A 16,124-nucleotide genomic window follows, 5' to 3' on the forward strand; every position below is an offset into this window, starting at 1 on the left:
TGCTGATGACCGATACGAACGAATTAAAAATTATCTACATTGAAGACGATCATCAGGTTGCTGCCATGACGTTGGACTACCTGCAATCAAAGGGACATCGGGTGGTCCATTTTGACCAGTGGCCGGCTAACGGCTTTAGTGCTGTGCGCGACCAAATGCCCGACATGCCGGATATTCTGATCCTGGATGTGAATTTACCCGGTACTGACGGCTATCAGTTATGTCAGCGCTTCAGGGAGGAGTACTTACCGGACAGCGCCGGCGTGATCTTCACCTCAGGTCTGATGGATGATGAAGACATCATCAAGGCCTTTGAGGTTGGTGCTGATGACTATTTAGTGAAGCCAGTGCGTTTGGCTGAGTTGAGTATCAAGCTACAACAGGTACATCAGCAGCGCATTGAGTTTGTCAGCCGTGGTGAACAGGCGCAAGCCGCGATGCAAATGGCCTTTAGCGCGATGCGTACATCGTCTGAATTAGGCGAAATCTTGCGTTATCAGGAAAATATTCACCGTTTGCCGGATGCGGCAGCCATTGCGGCAGCTAGTTTTGAGGTGTTGCAGCATTTCGACTTGCAGGCCTCCATGATGTTTTTCCACGAGACTGAGCCATTGTTTTTCCGCTTTGATGGCCTGGAAAAGTCGATAGAGCGCGAAACGATGCTGGCAACACGCGCCAGAGGCAGAATGTATCACTGGAAGCAGCTGACGTTCCTCAACTATGACTATGTCTCTTTGTTGTTTCACAATATGCCGTTACAAGATGAAGAGCGTTATGGCGTACTGAAAGATCAAATTTGTTTGTTATTCAATGGCATGGATACTCGGCTGACCACATTGCTGATGCAGCGTAAAGACGTTGAAAAGCAAGCTAAAATGAAGAGTGCCTCTAATGTTCTGGCTGCGATTGCATTAGAGAGTGAACAAAGCAGTCGCGCCTATTCCGAGCAATTTGAACGAATTATGCTCGACATGCAGACCAATATTAAAGCCGAGCTGGCTCAGTTCAATTTAATTGAAAGTGAAGAAGAAGTGCTGCTTGGACATATCGACGAAGGCTTGCGGCAGGCCAGTGACTTGTTTGACGAGAGTATTGCCAACGGTCGGCAGCAAAAAGAATTGATCGAAAAAGTGATGAGTAAGCTGCAAAGCTGTTGATAACGCTCCTGCAGCCTGAAGTCAGCCGATCAATTCAAAGTGTAGTGACGACGCCAAGCGAGGTGGTATTTGTTAAAGCCAGAGCTGCCTGATACAGAGATCCACCGCTTAACAGCGCTGCGAGATCTGCACGTGCTGGATACGCCTGCTGAAAGTCGTTTTGACCAGATCACCGCTCTGGTCAGCCTGACATTTAACTGCCAAATTGTCTTGGTGTCGCTGGTTGACGCTGATCGGCAATGGTTTAAGTCCCGTCAGGGGCTGGATGCCTGCCAGACCTCCCGTGATATCTCATTTTGCGGCCACGCGATTTTGCAAGACGGTCTGTTTGAGATCTGTGATGCCGCCGCAGATCCGCGTTTTGCCGACAACCCGTTAGTCACAGCTGCGCCGTTTATCCGCTTCTACGCCGGTCATACTTTAAGAAGTATTGATGGTTATGCTCTGGGGACTTTGTGTTTGATTGGCAGCGAGCCGCGTCAATTAAATACAGAGGAAAAACAGCGGTTGGCAGGTTTTGCTGCTTTGTGTGAGCGTGAACTGCAAAACTCTTTGCTCTATGAAGCGCAACTGAGTCTGATTAAAAGTAAAAAACTAGTTTCGGCGGTCACGCAGCTGCAGTCAGCTTTTATTCAAACCCGCGACAACCATAAGGCTTATGATCAGTTACTCGAAGAGCTGTTACAGGTCATGGACAGTGAATATGGCTTTGTTGGTGAGATCTTAATTGATAGTGCAGGGCAGCCTTATTTAAAAACCTTTGCATTGACCAATATCTCCTGGGACGACACCACCCGGGCTTTTTACCAACAAAATGCGCCGACGACACTGGAGTTTCGCGACTTAAACACTTTGTTTGGTGCTGCCATCCGCACCGGCGAAGTGGTGATGGCCAATGCACCTGCCACTGATCCTCGCGCGACCGGTATTCCATCCGGTCATCCTCCATTAAATTCTTTTTTAGGTTTACCGGTTTTTTTTAATGGCAGTATGAATGCGATGGTCGGTCTGGCCAATAAACCGCAGGGTTACAGCGCAGCTGATGTAGAATTTTTACAGCCACTGCTTGTTGCGATTGGTCAGTTAGTGCATGCCCGTCGCGTCGAAACACAAAATCTACAATACCAGACGGAGCTGGCAAAACTGTCTGCCGTTGCGACCAAAACTACCAATCAAGTCATTTTGACTGACGTCTCCGGCAAAATTGTTTGGGTTAATCAGCCGTTTGAGCAGTTGACCGGCTATACGCTGGATGAAGTGATAGGGCAGAAGCCCGGCGATTTGCTGCAAGGCCCGGCTTCGGATCCGACTCAAATTGACGTGATGCGACAGGCAATCCAGCAAGAACAACTATTCAAAGTTGATATCGTCAATTACACCAAAGCCGGTGAACCTTATTGGGTGCGCATTCAAAGTGACCCGGTGCTGGATGAGCACGGGCAGTTGCAGGGCTTTATTGCCATTGAGAGTGATATCAGCGCCGAACGTCAGCAAACCGCCCTGCTCGAACAAAATGAACAGCGTTTAACCGCAGTGCTCGATGCGACGCAAATTGCCACCTGGGAGTGGAATGTTCAAACCGGCGAAACCAATTACAACGAACGCTGGGCTGACATCATCGGTTACAGTCTGGCTGAGTTGCAGCCGCTCTCGATCAATACCTGGGTGCAGTTCTCCCATCCTGAGGATTTAGAAGCGAGTAATGCCGCGTTACAAGAGCATTTTGCCGGCAAAACCAGTCACTATGATCTGTACTGCCGCATGCGGCATAAACAGGGGCACTGGGTGTGGGTGCATGATCGCGGTCAGGTGAAAACCTGGACCGCGGATGGTAAGCCATTGTTGATGTATGGCACTCATGCCGATGTCAGCGCCCAAAAAGCGATTGAACTGGCACTGAAGCAAAATAAAGATGACATGGAGTCTTTGTTAACAAACATGCCCGCTGTCAGCTACCGGCAAACGGCGCATGGGGTTTTTTCCTTTATTAGTCCGCAAATCCAGCAGCTGACTGGCCACTCCCATGCTGAATTTGAGTTGCATGGCCGGCTGTTGACTGAGTTGATGCATCCGGATGATCTGGATGACTATCAGATTGTGAAGACAACGGCATCAACTCAGGGCTTCTGGAATACCAACTTCCGCCTGCGTCACCGCGATGGGCATTGGGTTTGGGTGAACGAGCGGGTACATCAGCGTTTTGATGAGCAGGGACAGTGTGTTGGCTACGACGGGTTTTTATTGGATATTTCTGATGAAGTTGTTGCTCAGCAAACGATCAAACGTCAACTTACAGCTCTGGAGACGCTCAGTGACATTGCATCGACCGCCGAACTCGATGCTGAGCTGCAGATCAGCGATGCACTGATGAAAACTACAGCTCATCTGGGATTTGATGATGCCATGGTTCTAGAGTTAAGGAATGGCATGCTGCAGCTGGCTTTCTCGTGCCACAAATCGCCCAGTTATACACCGATGCCGGCTTCCATTGCGTTGCTGCAGCAGCTCAATGCCGCTGAGTTACAGGAAATCCGTCCTGGTATGAATGCCGCTTTTGATCCCTGGCTTGCGATTAATCAATGGTCTTGTGTTTATGCGGTGTACTTACGTTGGGGTGAGCAGCAAGGCATGTTGATGTTTACGACGGATGTCTGGTTCACACTGAACTTAACTTCTTCTGAAAAAATGTTTGTCACCTTGTTTGTACGCTGGTTGAACGCAACTTTAGAACGATTTGAACATTCAGCTCAGCTACAACGGCTCACATCACAGCTGCCAGGCATGCTCTACCAGTTTCAGAGTTGGCCAGATGGCCGCACCGCCTTCCCATACAGTAGCCCCGGCATTAGGGCTATTTACGAAGTGATGCCGGCGCAAGTTGAGCAAGATGCAACCATCGCCTTTAGTAAATTGCATCCAGATGATCTGGCAAAAATTCAACAATCGATTGAAGACTCCAGCGCGACGTTAACCCGCTGGCATTGTGTGTATCGTACCTTGTTAAGCGATGGTGTCGTGCGCTGGCTCGAAGGCAGCGCGCAACCCCAAAGGTTGGAAGACGGCAGTACCCTTTGGCACGGCTACATTCATGATATTACAGAAGAAAAAAATACCGCACTTGAGCTGGCCTCGAGCGAGGCCAGATTACGCAGCTTTTTTGCCTTGTCACCGGTCGGGATTGCGCTGAATGATTTGCGCAGTGGCCGCTTTGTCGACGTAAACCAGGCGATGGTTCAACCTTCAGGCTATGAAATTGATGAGTTTATGCAGCTGGATTATTGGCAGCTGACGCCGCCTGAATATGCTGAACGTGAGCAGCAACAACTGCAGATCCTGCAACAAACCGGCCGATATGGGCCATACGAAAAAGAGTATCTGCGACGCGATGGCAGCCGTTATCCGGTCGTGCTCAATGGTGTGTTGTTTAAAGATGGCAGTGGCCGGGATTTGATTTGGTCGATTGTCGAAGATATTTCAGTACGGAAAGCGACGGAAACCGCGTTGTTAAATGCCAAAGCCATGGCTGAATCAGCAGCGCAAATGAAATCGATGTTTTTGGCAAATATGAGTCATGAGATCCGTACCCCGCTCAATGGCGTCATTGGCATGCTCGATTTATTAGCCCGGACACCGCTAACTGATCAGCAGCAGGCGCACTTAGCGGTTGCTATCCGCTCGGGCCAGTCTTTGATGAGTATTATCAACGACATATTGGACTTTTCCAAAATTGAAGCCGGTAAAGTGTCATTAGAGTCAACCGATTTTTCGTTAACCGGCGCCGTGCAAGATGTGGTCAGTTTGCTGGACCATGTCGCCGCCGCCAAGAATGTCGCCGTGCATGTGCAATATGGGCCGCTGCAGCAGATCGACGTTTGTGGGGATGAGGTTCGGTTTAAACAGATCATCAGTAATCTGTTGGGGAATGCGCTGAAATTCACCAGCGCAGGGGCGGTGACCATTGAACTGAGCAGCCGCTTCGAGGGAAATAAAGTGATTTGTGATGTGCAGGTGACTGACACGGGGATAGGCATGTCGACCGAGCAACAGGATGTCCTTTTTAGTCCCTTTACTCAAGCTGATGTGTCCACCACCAGACGATTTGGTGGCACTGGGTTGGGGTTGGCGATCTCCCGCCAGTTATGCCGTCTGATGGGGGGGGACATCTCGGTAAGCAGTCAGCTAGGTCAGGGGTCGTGCTTTAGTTTTTATGTGGCACTCGATACTGCTTTAACCAATAAAAGCCGCAGTAGTGTGATTTATCCGCAGCGGACTGAGGCCTTATCGGGGCGCAAAGTGCTGCTGGTGGAAGACAATGAAGTCAATATGATGATTGCCAGCATGATGTTGCAAGAGGCAGGCGTTGTCGTGAGCAAGGCGCAAAATGGGCTTGATGCCTTGCGAGTACTCGCAGCAGAGTCGTCGGCTGGGACTGCGCAAATTGAATTGATACTGATGGATTGCCTGATGCCGGAAATGGATGGATTTGCCGCTACCCGGGCAATCCGGCGCGGTGAGGCCGGCGCCTGCCGGCAAACCATTCCGATTATTGCCTTAACGGCCAACGCTATCGTTGAAGAGCAGAAAAAGTGCCGTGATGCCGGCATGAACGACTTTCTCAGTAAGCCAATCCAGGCCAAGGTATTGTTAGCAAAAATCGCTGAGTATTTATGTCCGGAAGTTTCGTCTGAGAATTCATCTGCAAGCAACCAGACCGGGTCAGTATCCACTGCAATCACCCCTCCTTCAATAACGCAAGTTAGCTGGGATCTGGCCGCGTTACAGAGCCAGTTTGGTTCAATGGCAAGTCTTATTCCGCAGTTGATCCCGGTATTCCTTGAACAAACAGATTCGATTGCGACCACGTTGGATGACATGCTCGCCCGGCAGGATTGGCGGGGAATTCAAATAAAAGCACATTCGTTAAAAGGGTCGTCCGGTCAACTGCTGCTGGCGGAGCTGAAAGAGGCTGCCGCCGTAGTTGAACAATACGCGCAAGGTCTGAGTCAACAGCAACCTGATTTGCGATCGACCGCAAACTCTTTGTACATATGCAACACAATTCTGCATTTACAGCAGGTGCTCGAAGCAAGTCGACACATATTACGTGCAGCCATCCTATAAATATCAGCAATTTAACTTAGGTGTATTGGCTATTTAGGGTGGTGCTGACTATAAACAATAGACCCTTTAGAGAATGCATATTCCCTGAACATGGAGAAAGGCCTCGTGTTATTGACCCATAAAATCGCATTGTTAGTCTTGGTATTATTTGCCTGGATGTTATTTCTGGTTGATTTCAAAGTGAGCGCGTTGCTGTTGTTATCAGGGGGCCCTGCGCTGCTGTTTTGGCGCCAGTTGTTTGTTAACGTTGCTGTTGTGCCGCAAGCAAGGCAGGAACCCGCAGCAGATCTGGATAGCTTCGTCAGCCATTTTGCGGAATACAAAAAGCTACTGGTAGACGTTTTGCAGCAAGGCCAGCAAAACTTGCAAAAAATCGAACAAACTCAGACTGATGCAGTCAACACCCTCAGTGATAGCTTCATCGGTTTGTTAGAGTCCACACAAAAACAAACGGAGTACATCCAGGCACTGTTGCAGGGGGGGCAAGAGTCATCGACAGGCGTCTCCTGGATGAGCGAATTTGCCGGAAATACCGCAGTCACGTTGGAGCGCTTTGTCGAGACCACGGTCAGTATGTCGGCGGCGTCGATGGACTTAGTGCATAAAGTCGACAAAGTGAATAATGCCGTGCCGGACATTATGAAAGCACTCAAAGACATCGACCAAATCGCTTCTCAAACCAACTTACTTGCATTAAATGCTGCGATTGAAGCAGCCAGGGCCGGCGATGCGGGCAGAGGCTTCGCGGTTGTTGCCGATGAAGTCCGGGCGCTATCAAATCGCAGTGCTGGCTTTAGTGAACAAATCCAGCAGAAATTGCGTGATATCGCAGTGCAGATTGAACAGTTGTCTGCTGATATCGGCAAAGTTGCTTCTCAGGATGTGACCTATGTCATGGCATCGAAAAAACAAGTACAGGCTGCACTTGCCCAGTTAGTCAGTAAATCATCGGCTGAAACGGAAATCGCCAAACAGCTGGATGAAAAAGCTCAGGATTTAGCCGATTCAATTAATCAGGCCATTCGTGGTTTGCAGTTTGGCGATATCAATGCCCAACATCTGCAATTTATAAACGAAGATTTATCGAATATTAAACAGTCATTATTAAAAATCACGGACGAAAACCAGTTAGTCAATGAGATAAATAACGCCCGGCAGTTATTATCCAAACATAATGAGCGGCGCGCAAATCCAGTATCTTCACATTCTGTGCAGGCTGGCGACATAGAATTATTTTAGTTAAAGGATTTTTTATGGCTGATGCGATTGCAGTTATTCGGTTACCGAATCGGTTTGATTTTAGTCATCATAAATTATTTTCTCAGCATACAGAAGAAGCATTTGTACGGAGTGAGCTGAAGTCTATTGAAGTGGATTTTTCTCAGGTCCAATATCTTGATAGTTCGGCTTTGGGGATGTTGGTACTTTTAGCGAGAAAAGCATCAACTCAAAATGTATCTGTATCGATAAAAGGTGCCCAGGGGACAGCATTAGATATACTGATGATGGCAAATTTAAACAAATTATATTCAATTAAGTGATCAGGGCGTCATTGTGAATATCCTGATAGTTGAAGATGATTTATTGTTTAATCAGTTTTATTCTATATTTTTTCAATCAAAAGGCGTCGATGTTGTATCGGCCTACAGTATTGCTGAGGCACGAGATATTTTGAAATCCAGTGCTCAGTTTGACGCTATTGTGCTGGATAACCAGTTAACTGATGGAGAAGGCCTGCAGTTAGTGCCGCCGCTTATCGGGCAGTATCCTGACGCCGCGATTTTGATGGTAAGTGCAAACGATAGTGCTGATTTCTTTTTACAGGCTTATGCGTCGGGCCTGGATGACTATGCGGTGAAGCCGGTGAATGTCGACCTGTTGTGGGTCAAAATCTGCCGGGCGGTTGAAGTCCGCCAATTGCAACGTGTATCGCGGCAGCAGCAGGCTGAGTTGGCAAATTGGGTGGCGCAGGAACAACAGGAACAAGCATTAGCAGTGCATGTGTTGGCAAACTTAACGCAGCGCTTGCAACAAATGCCGGCATATATTCAGGTGAAAACCAAACCGAGCAGCAGTTTTAGCGGAGATATTTTGTTACAGCAACAAGGCCAGGATGGCTCTCAGTATCTGTTGCTTGCTGATTCGATGGGGCATGGCTTAGCGGCCGCTATTTCACTGATGCCGGTGCTCGAGGTGTTTCAGAGCATGAGCCAGCAATCGTTGCCATTATCTAACATCGTGTTTGAACTGAATAAAAAGCTCAACCGGCAATTGCCGGCAGACCGTTTTGTTGCCGCTCTTTTTATCCGTTTAGATCCAAGAACTTTGGAGTTAGAAGTCTGGAACGGTGGCATGCCACCACTATTAATCATCGACAGCGTGCAGAAAAGCATCTTAAAAGCTGAATCAAAGAATATGGCCCTTGGGATCCTCGATGAACAGGAAATCGATGTCAGCGTGGAAAAGTTCAAATGGACTACTGGTAGCTATGCGGTTGGATTTACCGACGGCCTGACTGATACGGAGTTTGTTGGTCATGGCCAGTTCAGCGCGGATTTCTTAGCTGAAACCTGGCTGAAACAGCCAGAAGAGGCTTTTCAATGTCTCGAGCAGTGCATTGATGGGTTATCACAGACAGTCGACGACATTTCAGTTTTTTCTATTCATTTTAATCAGTATTTCCAGTCACTTTTAGCAGATATGAAGGTGCATGATAAAAAAGACGGGCGCCTGCGTTTAGATTTTAAAACAATGGGATCTGCATTGTCGCAAGTTGATGCGCCATTGAAAATTGTTCAGACATTCAGCGCTTATGGAATGCCTAAAAATCTGACCAATACACTTTTTTCTGTGTTAACTGAGCTGTACTTAAATGCGCTTGAACATGGCGTTTTAAAATTAGATTCTGCAATAAAGCAGGCAGAAGATGGTTTTAGCAACTATTACCTTTTAAGAGAGCAGGGTTTGTTGTCTCTGACATCAGATGATTTCATTTCACTCACCATTGACTGGTCGATGGATAATAATTCTATCCATATCGATGTCGTGGATTCTGGTGAAGGATTTAATTATCAGGTGATGAATGAACAACGCTCAACAGATGAATTTTTCTATGGGCGGGGAATTAATATGATTTATTCCTTGTGCACCGAGGTGAATTTTAAAGGCTGCGGCAATGAAGTAACCGCCGTGATAATAGGATGAGTATATGGCAAAAAATATATTGATAGTGGATGACTCGGCATCTGTCCGGCAAATGGTTGAGGTGACGCTGAAATCCGCCGGATACCAGATCACCGCAGCGAAAGATGGTCAGGAGGCCTATGAGTTATGTCAGACCAAAGCTTTCGATTTTGTCCTGACGGATCAGAATATGCCCCGGATGGACGGCCTGACGCTGATTAAATCTCTGCGGGGTTTAGGTAACTACCGCACGGTTCCGATCGTCGTGTTAACCACTGAAGCCAGTGACGCGATGAAAGCACAAGGACGGGCTGCGGGGGCAACGGGGTGGATGGTAAAGCCGTTTGACCCGGCAAAGTTATTGCAAATCGCAGCCAAAGTATTGAATTAACGGTTCAACTGCAGGTGCCTCTATGACGATTGACATGAGTCAGTTTCATGGTGTTTTTCTGGAAGAAAGCGCAGAACATCTGGATGATATTGAGCATCTGCTGATGGCGTTAGACCCCGAACAGCCCGAGATTGAAGACCTGAACTGCATTTTTAGGGCCGCACATTCTATTAAAGGTGGCGCCGGCATTTTTGGCTTTGACGCGCTGATTTCTGTCACACACGTCATGGAAAACCTGTTTGATTTGGCCCGTCAGGGCCAATTTAATATCAGCCAGAAAGTGGTCGACGACTTACTGGTGGTTGTTGATACGCTGCGCCGCTTGCTAGCCGCCTATGGCAGCAATGAAGCGGTGAATTGGCAGTTAGTCGCGGATGCTACTGAAAAAGTAAACAACCTGCTTCAGCCGGCAGCTGCGGTGAAGGATGTGCCGGAGCAAGGCTTTGGTTTTTTCGAACCCTTGGCAACTAAGGCGGATAACGCCGCATTTGGTTTTTTTGAACCATTGCCGGAAGCCACTGAAGATGACGGTTTTGGTTTTTTTGAGCCTTTGCCGCAAGCAATTAAAGATGACGGTTTTGGTTTCTTTGAACCCCTTACCGCTCCTGCCAACGGCGACCATTCTGACCGGCCGGAGCAGACCATCCCAGCCGCAGTTCAGGCGGCAGTCCCGAGCATAAAAGACACAGAACTGAAGCCTGCGCCGGTTGATGCTGAGCAGAAAGTTCTGGTCGAAAGACGAAAAACCGACACTGACACCAGCAGTATTCGGGTTGATATCCACAAAGTAGATAGTCTGGTAAACCTCGTTGGTGAATTGGTCATTACCCAATCGATGCTGACCCTCATCGGCGAAGAGCTGGCAGAGAATCTCAGCGAGCGTCTTGCCACCGCTTTGCGTGAGCTCGAACGCAATACCCGTGACCTGCAGGAAGGCATCATGTCTATTCGCATGTTGCCGATGTCTTTTGTTTTCAATCGTTTTCCCCGAGTAGTGCGCGATCTGTCGCAAAAACTCAGCAAACAGGTAGAGCTGGTGGTTGAGGGAGGGAATACCGAGATTGATAAAAGTTTAATCGAAAAACTGGTGGACCCTTTGACCCACCTGGTGCGCAATAGTCTTGATCATGGCATTGAACCCGCGGAGACCCGCCGGGCGTTAGGTAAAGCAGAAACCGGCCGGCTGATATTAAAAGCGGAACAAAAAGGCGGGAATGTGCTTATTTCGGTACATGATGACGGCGGCGGCCTCAACCGCCAGAAGATTATGGCAAAGGCCAGGGAGCGCGGTATTGAGATCAGCGAGACTGCGCCGGACAGCGAGGTGTGGCAGCTGATCATGGCGCCGGGCTTTTCGACTGCTGAACAGGTCACCGATGTCTCAGGTCGTGGCGTTGGCATGGACGTGGTCAGGCGGAATATTGAAGCGATGGGCGGGAAAATTGATATCACATCAAGCACTGGTCAAGGCTCCGTGATCCATATTCGATTGCCACTGACGCTGGCGATTCTTGATGGCATGTCAGTCAGCGTCTCGGACCAGCAATTCATTGTGCCCTTGGTCAATATTGTTGAATCAGTGCAACCCTCGTCAGAGCAATTGATGCTGATCAGCAACCAGCAAATGTTGTTTTTGCGGGATTTGTATTGGCCGATTGTGAAGTTAGGTGAGTTGATGCAACTACCTGACGCCATCAAAGACCCACTGACTGGGATCCTGGTACTTGTCGAAAGTAGCCGCAACCGTTTTGCGATGCTGGTCGATGATTTGCTTGGACAACAACAGGTTGTGATCAAAAGTTTGGAGCAACACTATCGGCGGGTAGATGGCGTCGCGGGGGCGACTATTATGGGTGATGGCAGTGTCGCATTGATCCTTGATGTCGAATCTTTGGCTGACATTCCTGCAACGTCGATCAATTAAGGAGCCAGCATGTCAGGATCAATATCAGATAACAGTCAGGAATTTTTAACCTTCACATTGGGAGACGAGCATTATGGTCTCGAAATTATGATGGTCAAAGAAATTCGTGGTTATGAAGCTGTGACAAAAATTGCCAATGCCCCACCTTTTGTCAAAGGGGTTTTGAATCTGCGGGGAGATATAGTTCCAATTATAGATTTGCGCTTAAAATTTAATGTAGGGAGTGCAATATACAATGAGTTTACTATTGTAATTATGCTGTCTATCGGTGCAAGGATTGTTGGTATTGTTGTGGATGCAGTGTCAGATGTGGTCCGATTGCAAAAAGATGATATTAAGCCGCCGCCGGAGTTTGGCGCGGCTTTTGATCATCAATTTCTACACGGGTTAAGCCAAGTTGGCGATACTATGGTTATTTTGTTGAATATTGAGTCTCTCATTTCAAGTAAAGAGCTTGGGCTTTTTGATTCAGCTGAAAATTCAGTCAGTGTTTGACGCTGTGAGAGGTTGTTGTGGCTCAATATCATATTTATATTTCGTTGGGTTAGCACTGAATTTTTCAGTGCCGGAAATTGCTGATTTTCTCGCGAAATTTAACCAATATAATTATTCGAAAGGAGTTGTGTTGGTTTAAGTTTTATAGAATAAAATGCTTGTTCAGTTATTGGGTTGTGACGTTTTTGAGTTGTGCTGGAATGTTAAAATGCATTCTCGCTTGCAGGAATTACTCAGTGAAATAATAATTTCGGTCAGTTAAGAATCATTTCCGAGTATGAGTATGTGGTGTGGATTCTCAGGAAATGCAGTGTTAGCCAATTCGGGTGCTATTATTTGTGCAAAATGGATATATTCTGAATTTAATTTAGAGGTATCTCCGGCTAAAGGCGCGATATTCAATTTCGCAGTACGGCAGAGCCTGATGAAGTAACAGGTATTGCCATTTTTAATAGCGCAGAACATCAGAATAATGGAGTCTACATCATGGGTTTTTTGAGTAATATATTCAATCGGCAAGATAGTGATGATTCAAATGGACGTGCTCTGGCTGCGCAAGCTTTTGCATTGCAATCGGCGTTAGATGTTTGCCAGGCAAACATTATGATGGCCGATGAGAATATGGTCATTAACTATGTAAACCATTCTCTGAAAGCGATGCTGAAAAGGAATGAAATTGAAATACAGAGACATATCACCGGCTTCAGTGCTGAGACCCTGATTGGGACTAATGTTGATTCATTCCATAAAAATCCGGCTCATCAACGACGACTGATCTCGAACCTGACAGACGTTTTTAAGACCCAGCTCAAAATTGGCCCGCTCACTTTTGCATTGATAGCGACCCCGGTGTTTGACCATAACCGGGTGCGGCTCGGCACTGTTGTTGAGTGGCAGGACCTGACTGAAGAGCTGGCCAAGCTGGCCCAGGCCGCGCTCATGAATAGCGTCAATCAACGGATGAAGAATGCGCTGGATGTGTGCCAGGCCAATGTGATGATGGCCGACGCAGAGCTTAATATTGTTTATATCAATGAATCCCTGATGCGAATGTTTCGCATCAATGAATCTGAGCTGCGAAAACATCTGCCGGCATTTGAGTGCAATAAATTGATTGGGACTAACATTGATGTGTTTCACAAGAACCCCAGTCATCAGCGGGGTATGTTGGCTCAGCTTAAAACTCCATTTAATACAAAAATAAAAGTCGGAGATTTAACCTTTGATCTGATTGCGACTCCGGTTTTTAACCTTGAGCATGAAAGAATAGGTACTGTTGTTGAATGGGATGACATGACGGAGGAGTTGGCTCGCAGGCATGAAGAACGCACCATTCACAATGAAAATCTGCGAATTCGTGACGCGCTGGGTAATATCGATACCTGCGTGATGATTGCCAATGAAACAAACCATATCATTTACATGAATAAAGCCGTTATCAATATGCTGCAGACAGCAGAATCTGATTTACGCAAGTCACTGCCAAACTTTTCGGCGCATAATTTGCTGGGTCAAAGTATCGATAACTTCCATAAAAATCCGGCACACCAACGTAGCTTGTTAGAAAAGCTATCCAGTACCTACACCACGACGATAAAAATCTCCAACCGGGTGTTTAAGCTTACGGCAAATCCGGTGTTTAACGATGATGGTGTGCGGATTGGTGCTGTCGTCGAATGGAAAGACCGGACCGCTGAAGTGCTGGTTGAACAGGATATTGCCCGCATTGTTGAGGCTGCAGTCCAGGGCAATTTTGCGGAGCGGATTGATGAGGCTGACAAAGCTGATTTTATGCTGGTGTTGGCAAAAGGGCTCAATGAGCTGACCTCCACAGCTGAAACGGCGTTGAGTGAAATCAACAGCGTGTTATCAGCTGTAGCAAGCGGCGATCTCACTGAGAGAATCGAAGGCAATTTCGCTGGTTTGTTTGGCGAGTTAAAAGACAGCTGTAATGCAACTGCTGAGAATTTAGCCAGAATGCTCGGTGAAATCAGACATGCTGCAGAAACGATCAATACCGCTGCCAGTGAAATATCTGAAGGCAATACTGATTTGTCCAATCGCACGGAACAGCAAGCGTCGAATCTGGAAGAAACTGCGTCCAGTATGGAAGAGTTAACGGGCACTGTGCGGCAGAATTCGGATAACTCCAGACAGGCCAACGTGTTAGCTGCAAAAGCTTCTGAAGTGGCTGTCAGTGGTGGTCAGCTGATTGAGCAGGTAGTCGCGACGATGGCTTCAATCAATGAATCGGCGCAAAAAATCTCGGATATCATCGGAGTCATTGATGGTATTGCCTTCCAAACCAACATCCTGGCGTTGAACGCTGCCGTTGAAGCGGCGCGGGCGGGCGAGCAGGGCCGCGGTTTTGCCGTTGTCGCTTCTGAAGTTCGTACGCTGGCACAACGGTCGGCAAATGCGGCCAAAGACATCAAAGCGCTGATCTCGGATTCAGTGAACAAGATCCGCAACGGCAATGATTTAGTCGATAAATCCGGCGCCACGATGAAAGACGTGGTCGTCTCGATTAAGCGGGTCAATGACATCATGGCTGAAATTGCTGCAGCGTCGCTTGAGCAATCAACCGGTATTGATGAAATCAGCAAAGCTGTTAATCAAATGGACGAAATGACACAGCAAAATGCGGCGTTAGTGGAGCAAGCTGCCGCTGCCGCAGAAAGCCTGCTGGCGCAGGCGGAGCAGTTAAATGAGCATGTTGCCATGTTCAAACTGGATGATGCGGAAGAACCGCGTGTAGCTATGAAAGCACCAAAACCAGCAACAACCCGTCAGGTCAGCGTGAGAAAACCGCCGGTTATTGCTGCACCAAAACGTCCGGCTAAACCAGGCAAGCCGGTGAAGGCACTACCGAAGGCTCCTCCTGGCGATGATGAGTGGGAAAGCTTCTAACCGGATATAAGGTGTGAGCGCGCTGTCAGTGGTCCCTTTACACAGAGCTGTGTGAAGGGACGTCGTTGCATTTGTTTCAGACCCGGTGAGGACAAGTATGTTGAATAAGCCTGCAGCGCTGGTTCAGGAACGAGAGTTCAGTTTTACCGCTGCTGACTTTCAGGCAATCGCCAGGCGTTTATACGATTTAGCCGGCATCAGATTAAATCCCAGCAAAGATTCGATGGTTTACAGTCGTTTAGTGCGTCGGATCCGCACGCTCAGACTGGCTGGCTTCGCCGATTATTTGCAATATCTTGCGCGTCATCCGGAGGAAGAGCAGCACTTTATCAATGCATTAACGACCAACTTAACCTCTTTTTTTCGTGAAGCGCATCATTTTGACGTGTTGTCGCAGTACCTAAAGCAACATCCGGCTTGCAAGACCATTTGGTGCGCAGCCAGCAGTACAGGTGAAGAACCTTACTCCATCGCGATGACGGTGGCTGAACACTTTGGCAGCTTTCAGGTTCCGATCGACATTATCGCTTCAGATATCGACAGCCAGGTGCTGGCCATCGCCACCAAAGGCATTTATCCGCAGGAACGGGTAGAGAATTTATCGCAGACCCAGCTGAAAAACTTCTTTCATCGCGGTGTTGCAGCACAAGCAGGACAAGTGCGGGTCGTCCCTGAGCTGGCGGCCATGGTGAAGTTTACCCGGATAAACTTATTAGACCAAAAGTGGCCGCTACCAGAATCGATTGACGTTATTTTTTGCCGTAACGTGATGATTTATTTTGATAAAAGTATGCAGCTGCAGATACTGGAGCGAATGGTGAAACGATTGTCACCGGACGGTTTGTATATTGCCGGCCATTCGGAAAATTTTGCTCATGCCAGCCATCTGGTTAAACCCAGTGGTAAAACGACTTATAAGCCGGTAACAAACAGGAGTTAATGG

At 47.8% G+C, this 16,124-nt stretch carries 9 protein-coding genes and 1 pseudogene; all 10 read left to right on the plus strand.

Features of this window, described 5'->3' with window-relative positions; translation table 11 throughout:
• Positions 1–5 precede the first annotated feature (5 nt).
• The 10 genes and pseudogenes from ACQ66Q_RS18235 (at position 6) to ACQ66Q_RS18280 (ending at position 16,121) form a co-directional block, all read left to right on the plus strand.
• Positions 6–1,157, plus strand: coding sequence for a response regulator transcription factor (locus ACQ66Q_RS18235; RefSeq protein ID WP_430458079.1), 1,152 nt, complete (start codon positions 6–8; stop codon positions 1,155–1,157).
• A gap of 69 nt (positions 1,158–1,226) precedes the next feature.
• Complete coding sequence (locus tag ACQ66Q_RS18240; RefSeq protein ID WP_430458080.1) at positions 1,227–6,278, plus strand: PAS domain S-box protein; 5,052 nt, start codon at positions 1,227–1,229, stop codon at positions 6,276–6,278.
• Between the two features lie 105 nt (positions 6,279–6,383).
• The gene (locus ACQ66Q_RS18245) at positions 6,384–7,517 is read left to right on the plus strand and encodes a methyl-accepting chemotaxis protein (protein ID WP_430458081.1); all 1,134 of its coding nucleotides are present in this window, start codon (positions 6,384–6,386) and stop codon (positions 7,515–7,517) included.
• A 14-nt stretch (positions 7,518–7,531) separates the two neighbouring features.
• Positions 7,532–7,819, plus strand: a complete 288-nt coding sequence (locus ACQ66Q_RS18250) for an STAS domain-containing protein (RefSeq protein ID WP_430458082.1) — start codon at positions 7,532–7,534, stop codon at positions 7,817–7,819.
• A 13-nt stretch (positions 7,820–7,832) separates the two neighbouring features.
• Positions 7,833–9,482, plus strand: a complete 1,650-nt coding sequence (locus ACQ66Q_RS18255; RefSeq protein WP_430458083.1) for a SpoIIE family protein phosphatase — start codon at positions 7,833–7,835, stop codon at positions 9,480–9,482.
• Positions 9,483–9,486: 4 nt separating this feature from the next.
• A complete protein-coding gene (locus ACQ66Q_RS18260) occupies positions 9,487–9,852 on the plus strand; it encodes a response regulator (RefSeq protein ID WP_430458084.1) in 366 nt (121 codons plus the stop codon).
• A gap of 22 nt (positions 9,853–9,874) precedes the next feature.
• The gene (locus ACQ66Q_RS18265; RefSeq protein ID WP_430458085.1) at positions 9,875–11,776 is read left to right on the plus strand and encodes a chemotaxis protein CheA; all 1,902 of its coding nucleotides are present in this window, start codon (positions 9,875–9,877) and stop codon (positions 11,774–11,776) included.
• Between the two features lie 9 nt (positions 11,777–11,785).
• Positions 11,786–12,271 (plus strand): chemotaxis protein CheW, encoded by a 486-nt coding sequence (locus tag ACQ66Q_RS18270; protein WP_430458086.1) that lies wholly within the window; start codon positions 11,786–11,788, stop codon positions 12,269–12,271.
• 603 nt (positions 12,272–12,874) lie between these two features.
• Positions 12,875–14,845, plus strand: a pseudogene (locus ACQ66Q_RS18275) (methyl-accepting chemotaxis protein); the annotation flags it as partial.
• Between the two features lie 433 nt (positions 14,846–15,278).
• On the plus strand, positions 15,279–16,121 hold the full coding sequence (locus ACQ66Q_RS18280) for a CheR family methyltransferase (RefSeq protein ID WP_430458087.1): 843 nt from the start codon (positions 15,279–15,281) through the stop codon (positions 16,119–16,121).
• The last annotated feature ends 3 nt before the right edge of the window (positions 16,122–16,124 follow it).

The organism is Rheinheimera sp. (genome assembly GCF_965283995.1).
Taxonomy (GTDB): Bacteria; Pseudomonadota; Gammaproteobacteria; order Enterobacterales; family Alteromonadaceae; genus Pararheinheimera.

Excerpts from the sequence above, each read along its gene's own strand:
- ACQ66Q_RS18235 (WP_430458079.1), top strand. The coding sequence starts at position 6 with ATGACCGATACGAACGAATTAAAAATTATCTACATTGAAGACGATCAT.
- ACQ66Q_RS18250 (WP_430458082.1), top strand. The coding sequence starts at position 7,532 with ATGGCTGATGCGATTGCAGTTATTCGGTTACCGAATCGGTTTGATTTT.
- ACQ66Q_RS18260 (WP_430458084.1), top strand. The coding sequence starts at position 9,487 with ATGGCAAAAAATATATTGATAGTGGATGACTCGGCATCTGTCCGGCAA.
- ACQ66Q_RS18265 (WP_430458085.1), top strand. The coding sequence starts at position 9,875 with ATGACGATTGACATGAGTCAGTTTCATGGTGTTTTTCTGGAAGAAAGC.
- ACQ66Q_RS18270 (WP_430458086.1), top strand. The coding sequence starts at position 11,786 with ATGTCAGGATCAATATCAGATAACAGTCAGGAATTTTTAACCTTCACA.
- ACQ66Q_RS18280 (WP_430458087.1), top strand. The coding sequence starts at position 15,279 with ATGTTGAATAAGCCTGCAGCGCTGGTTCAGGAACGAGAGTTCAGTTTT.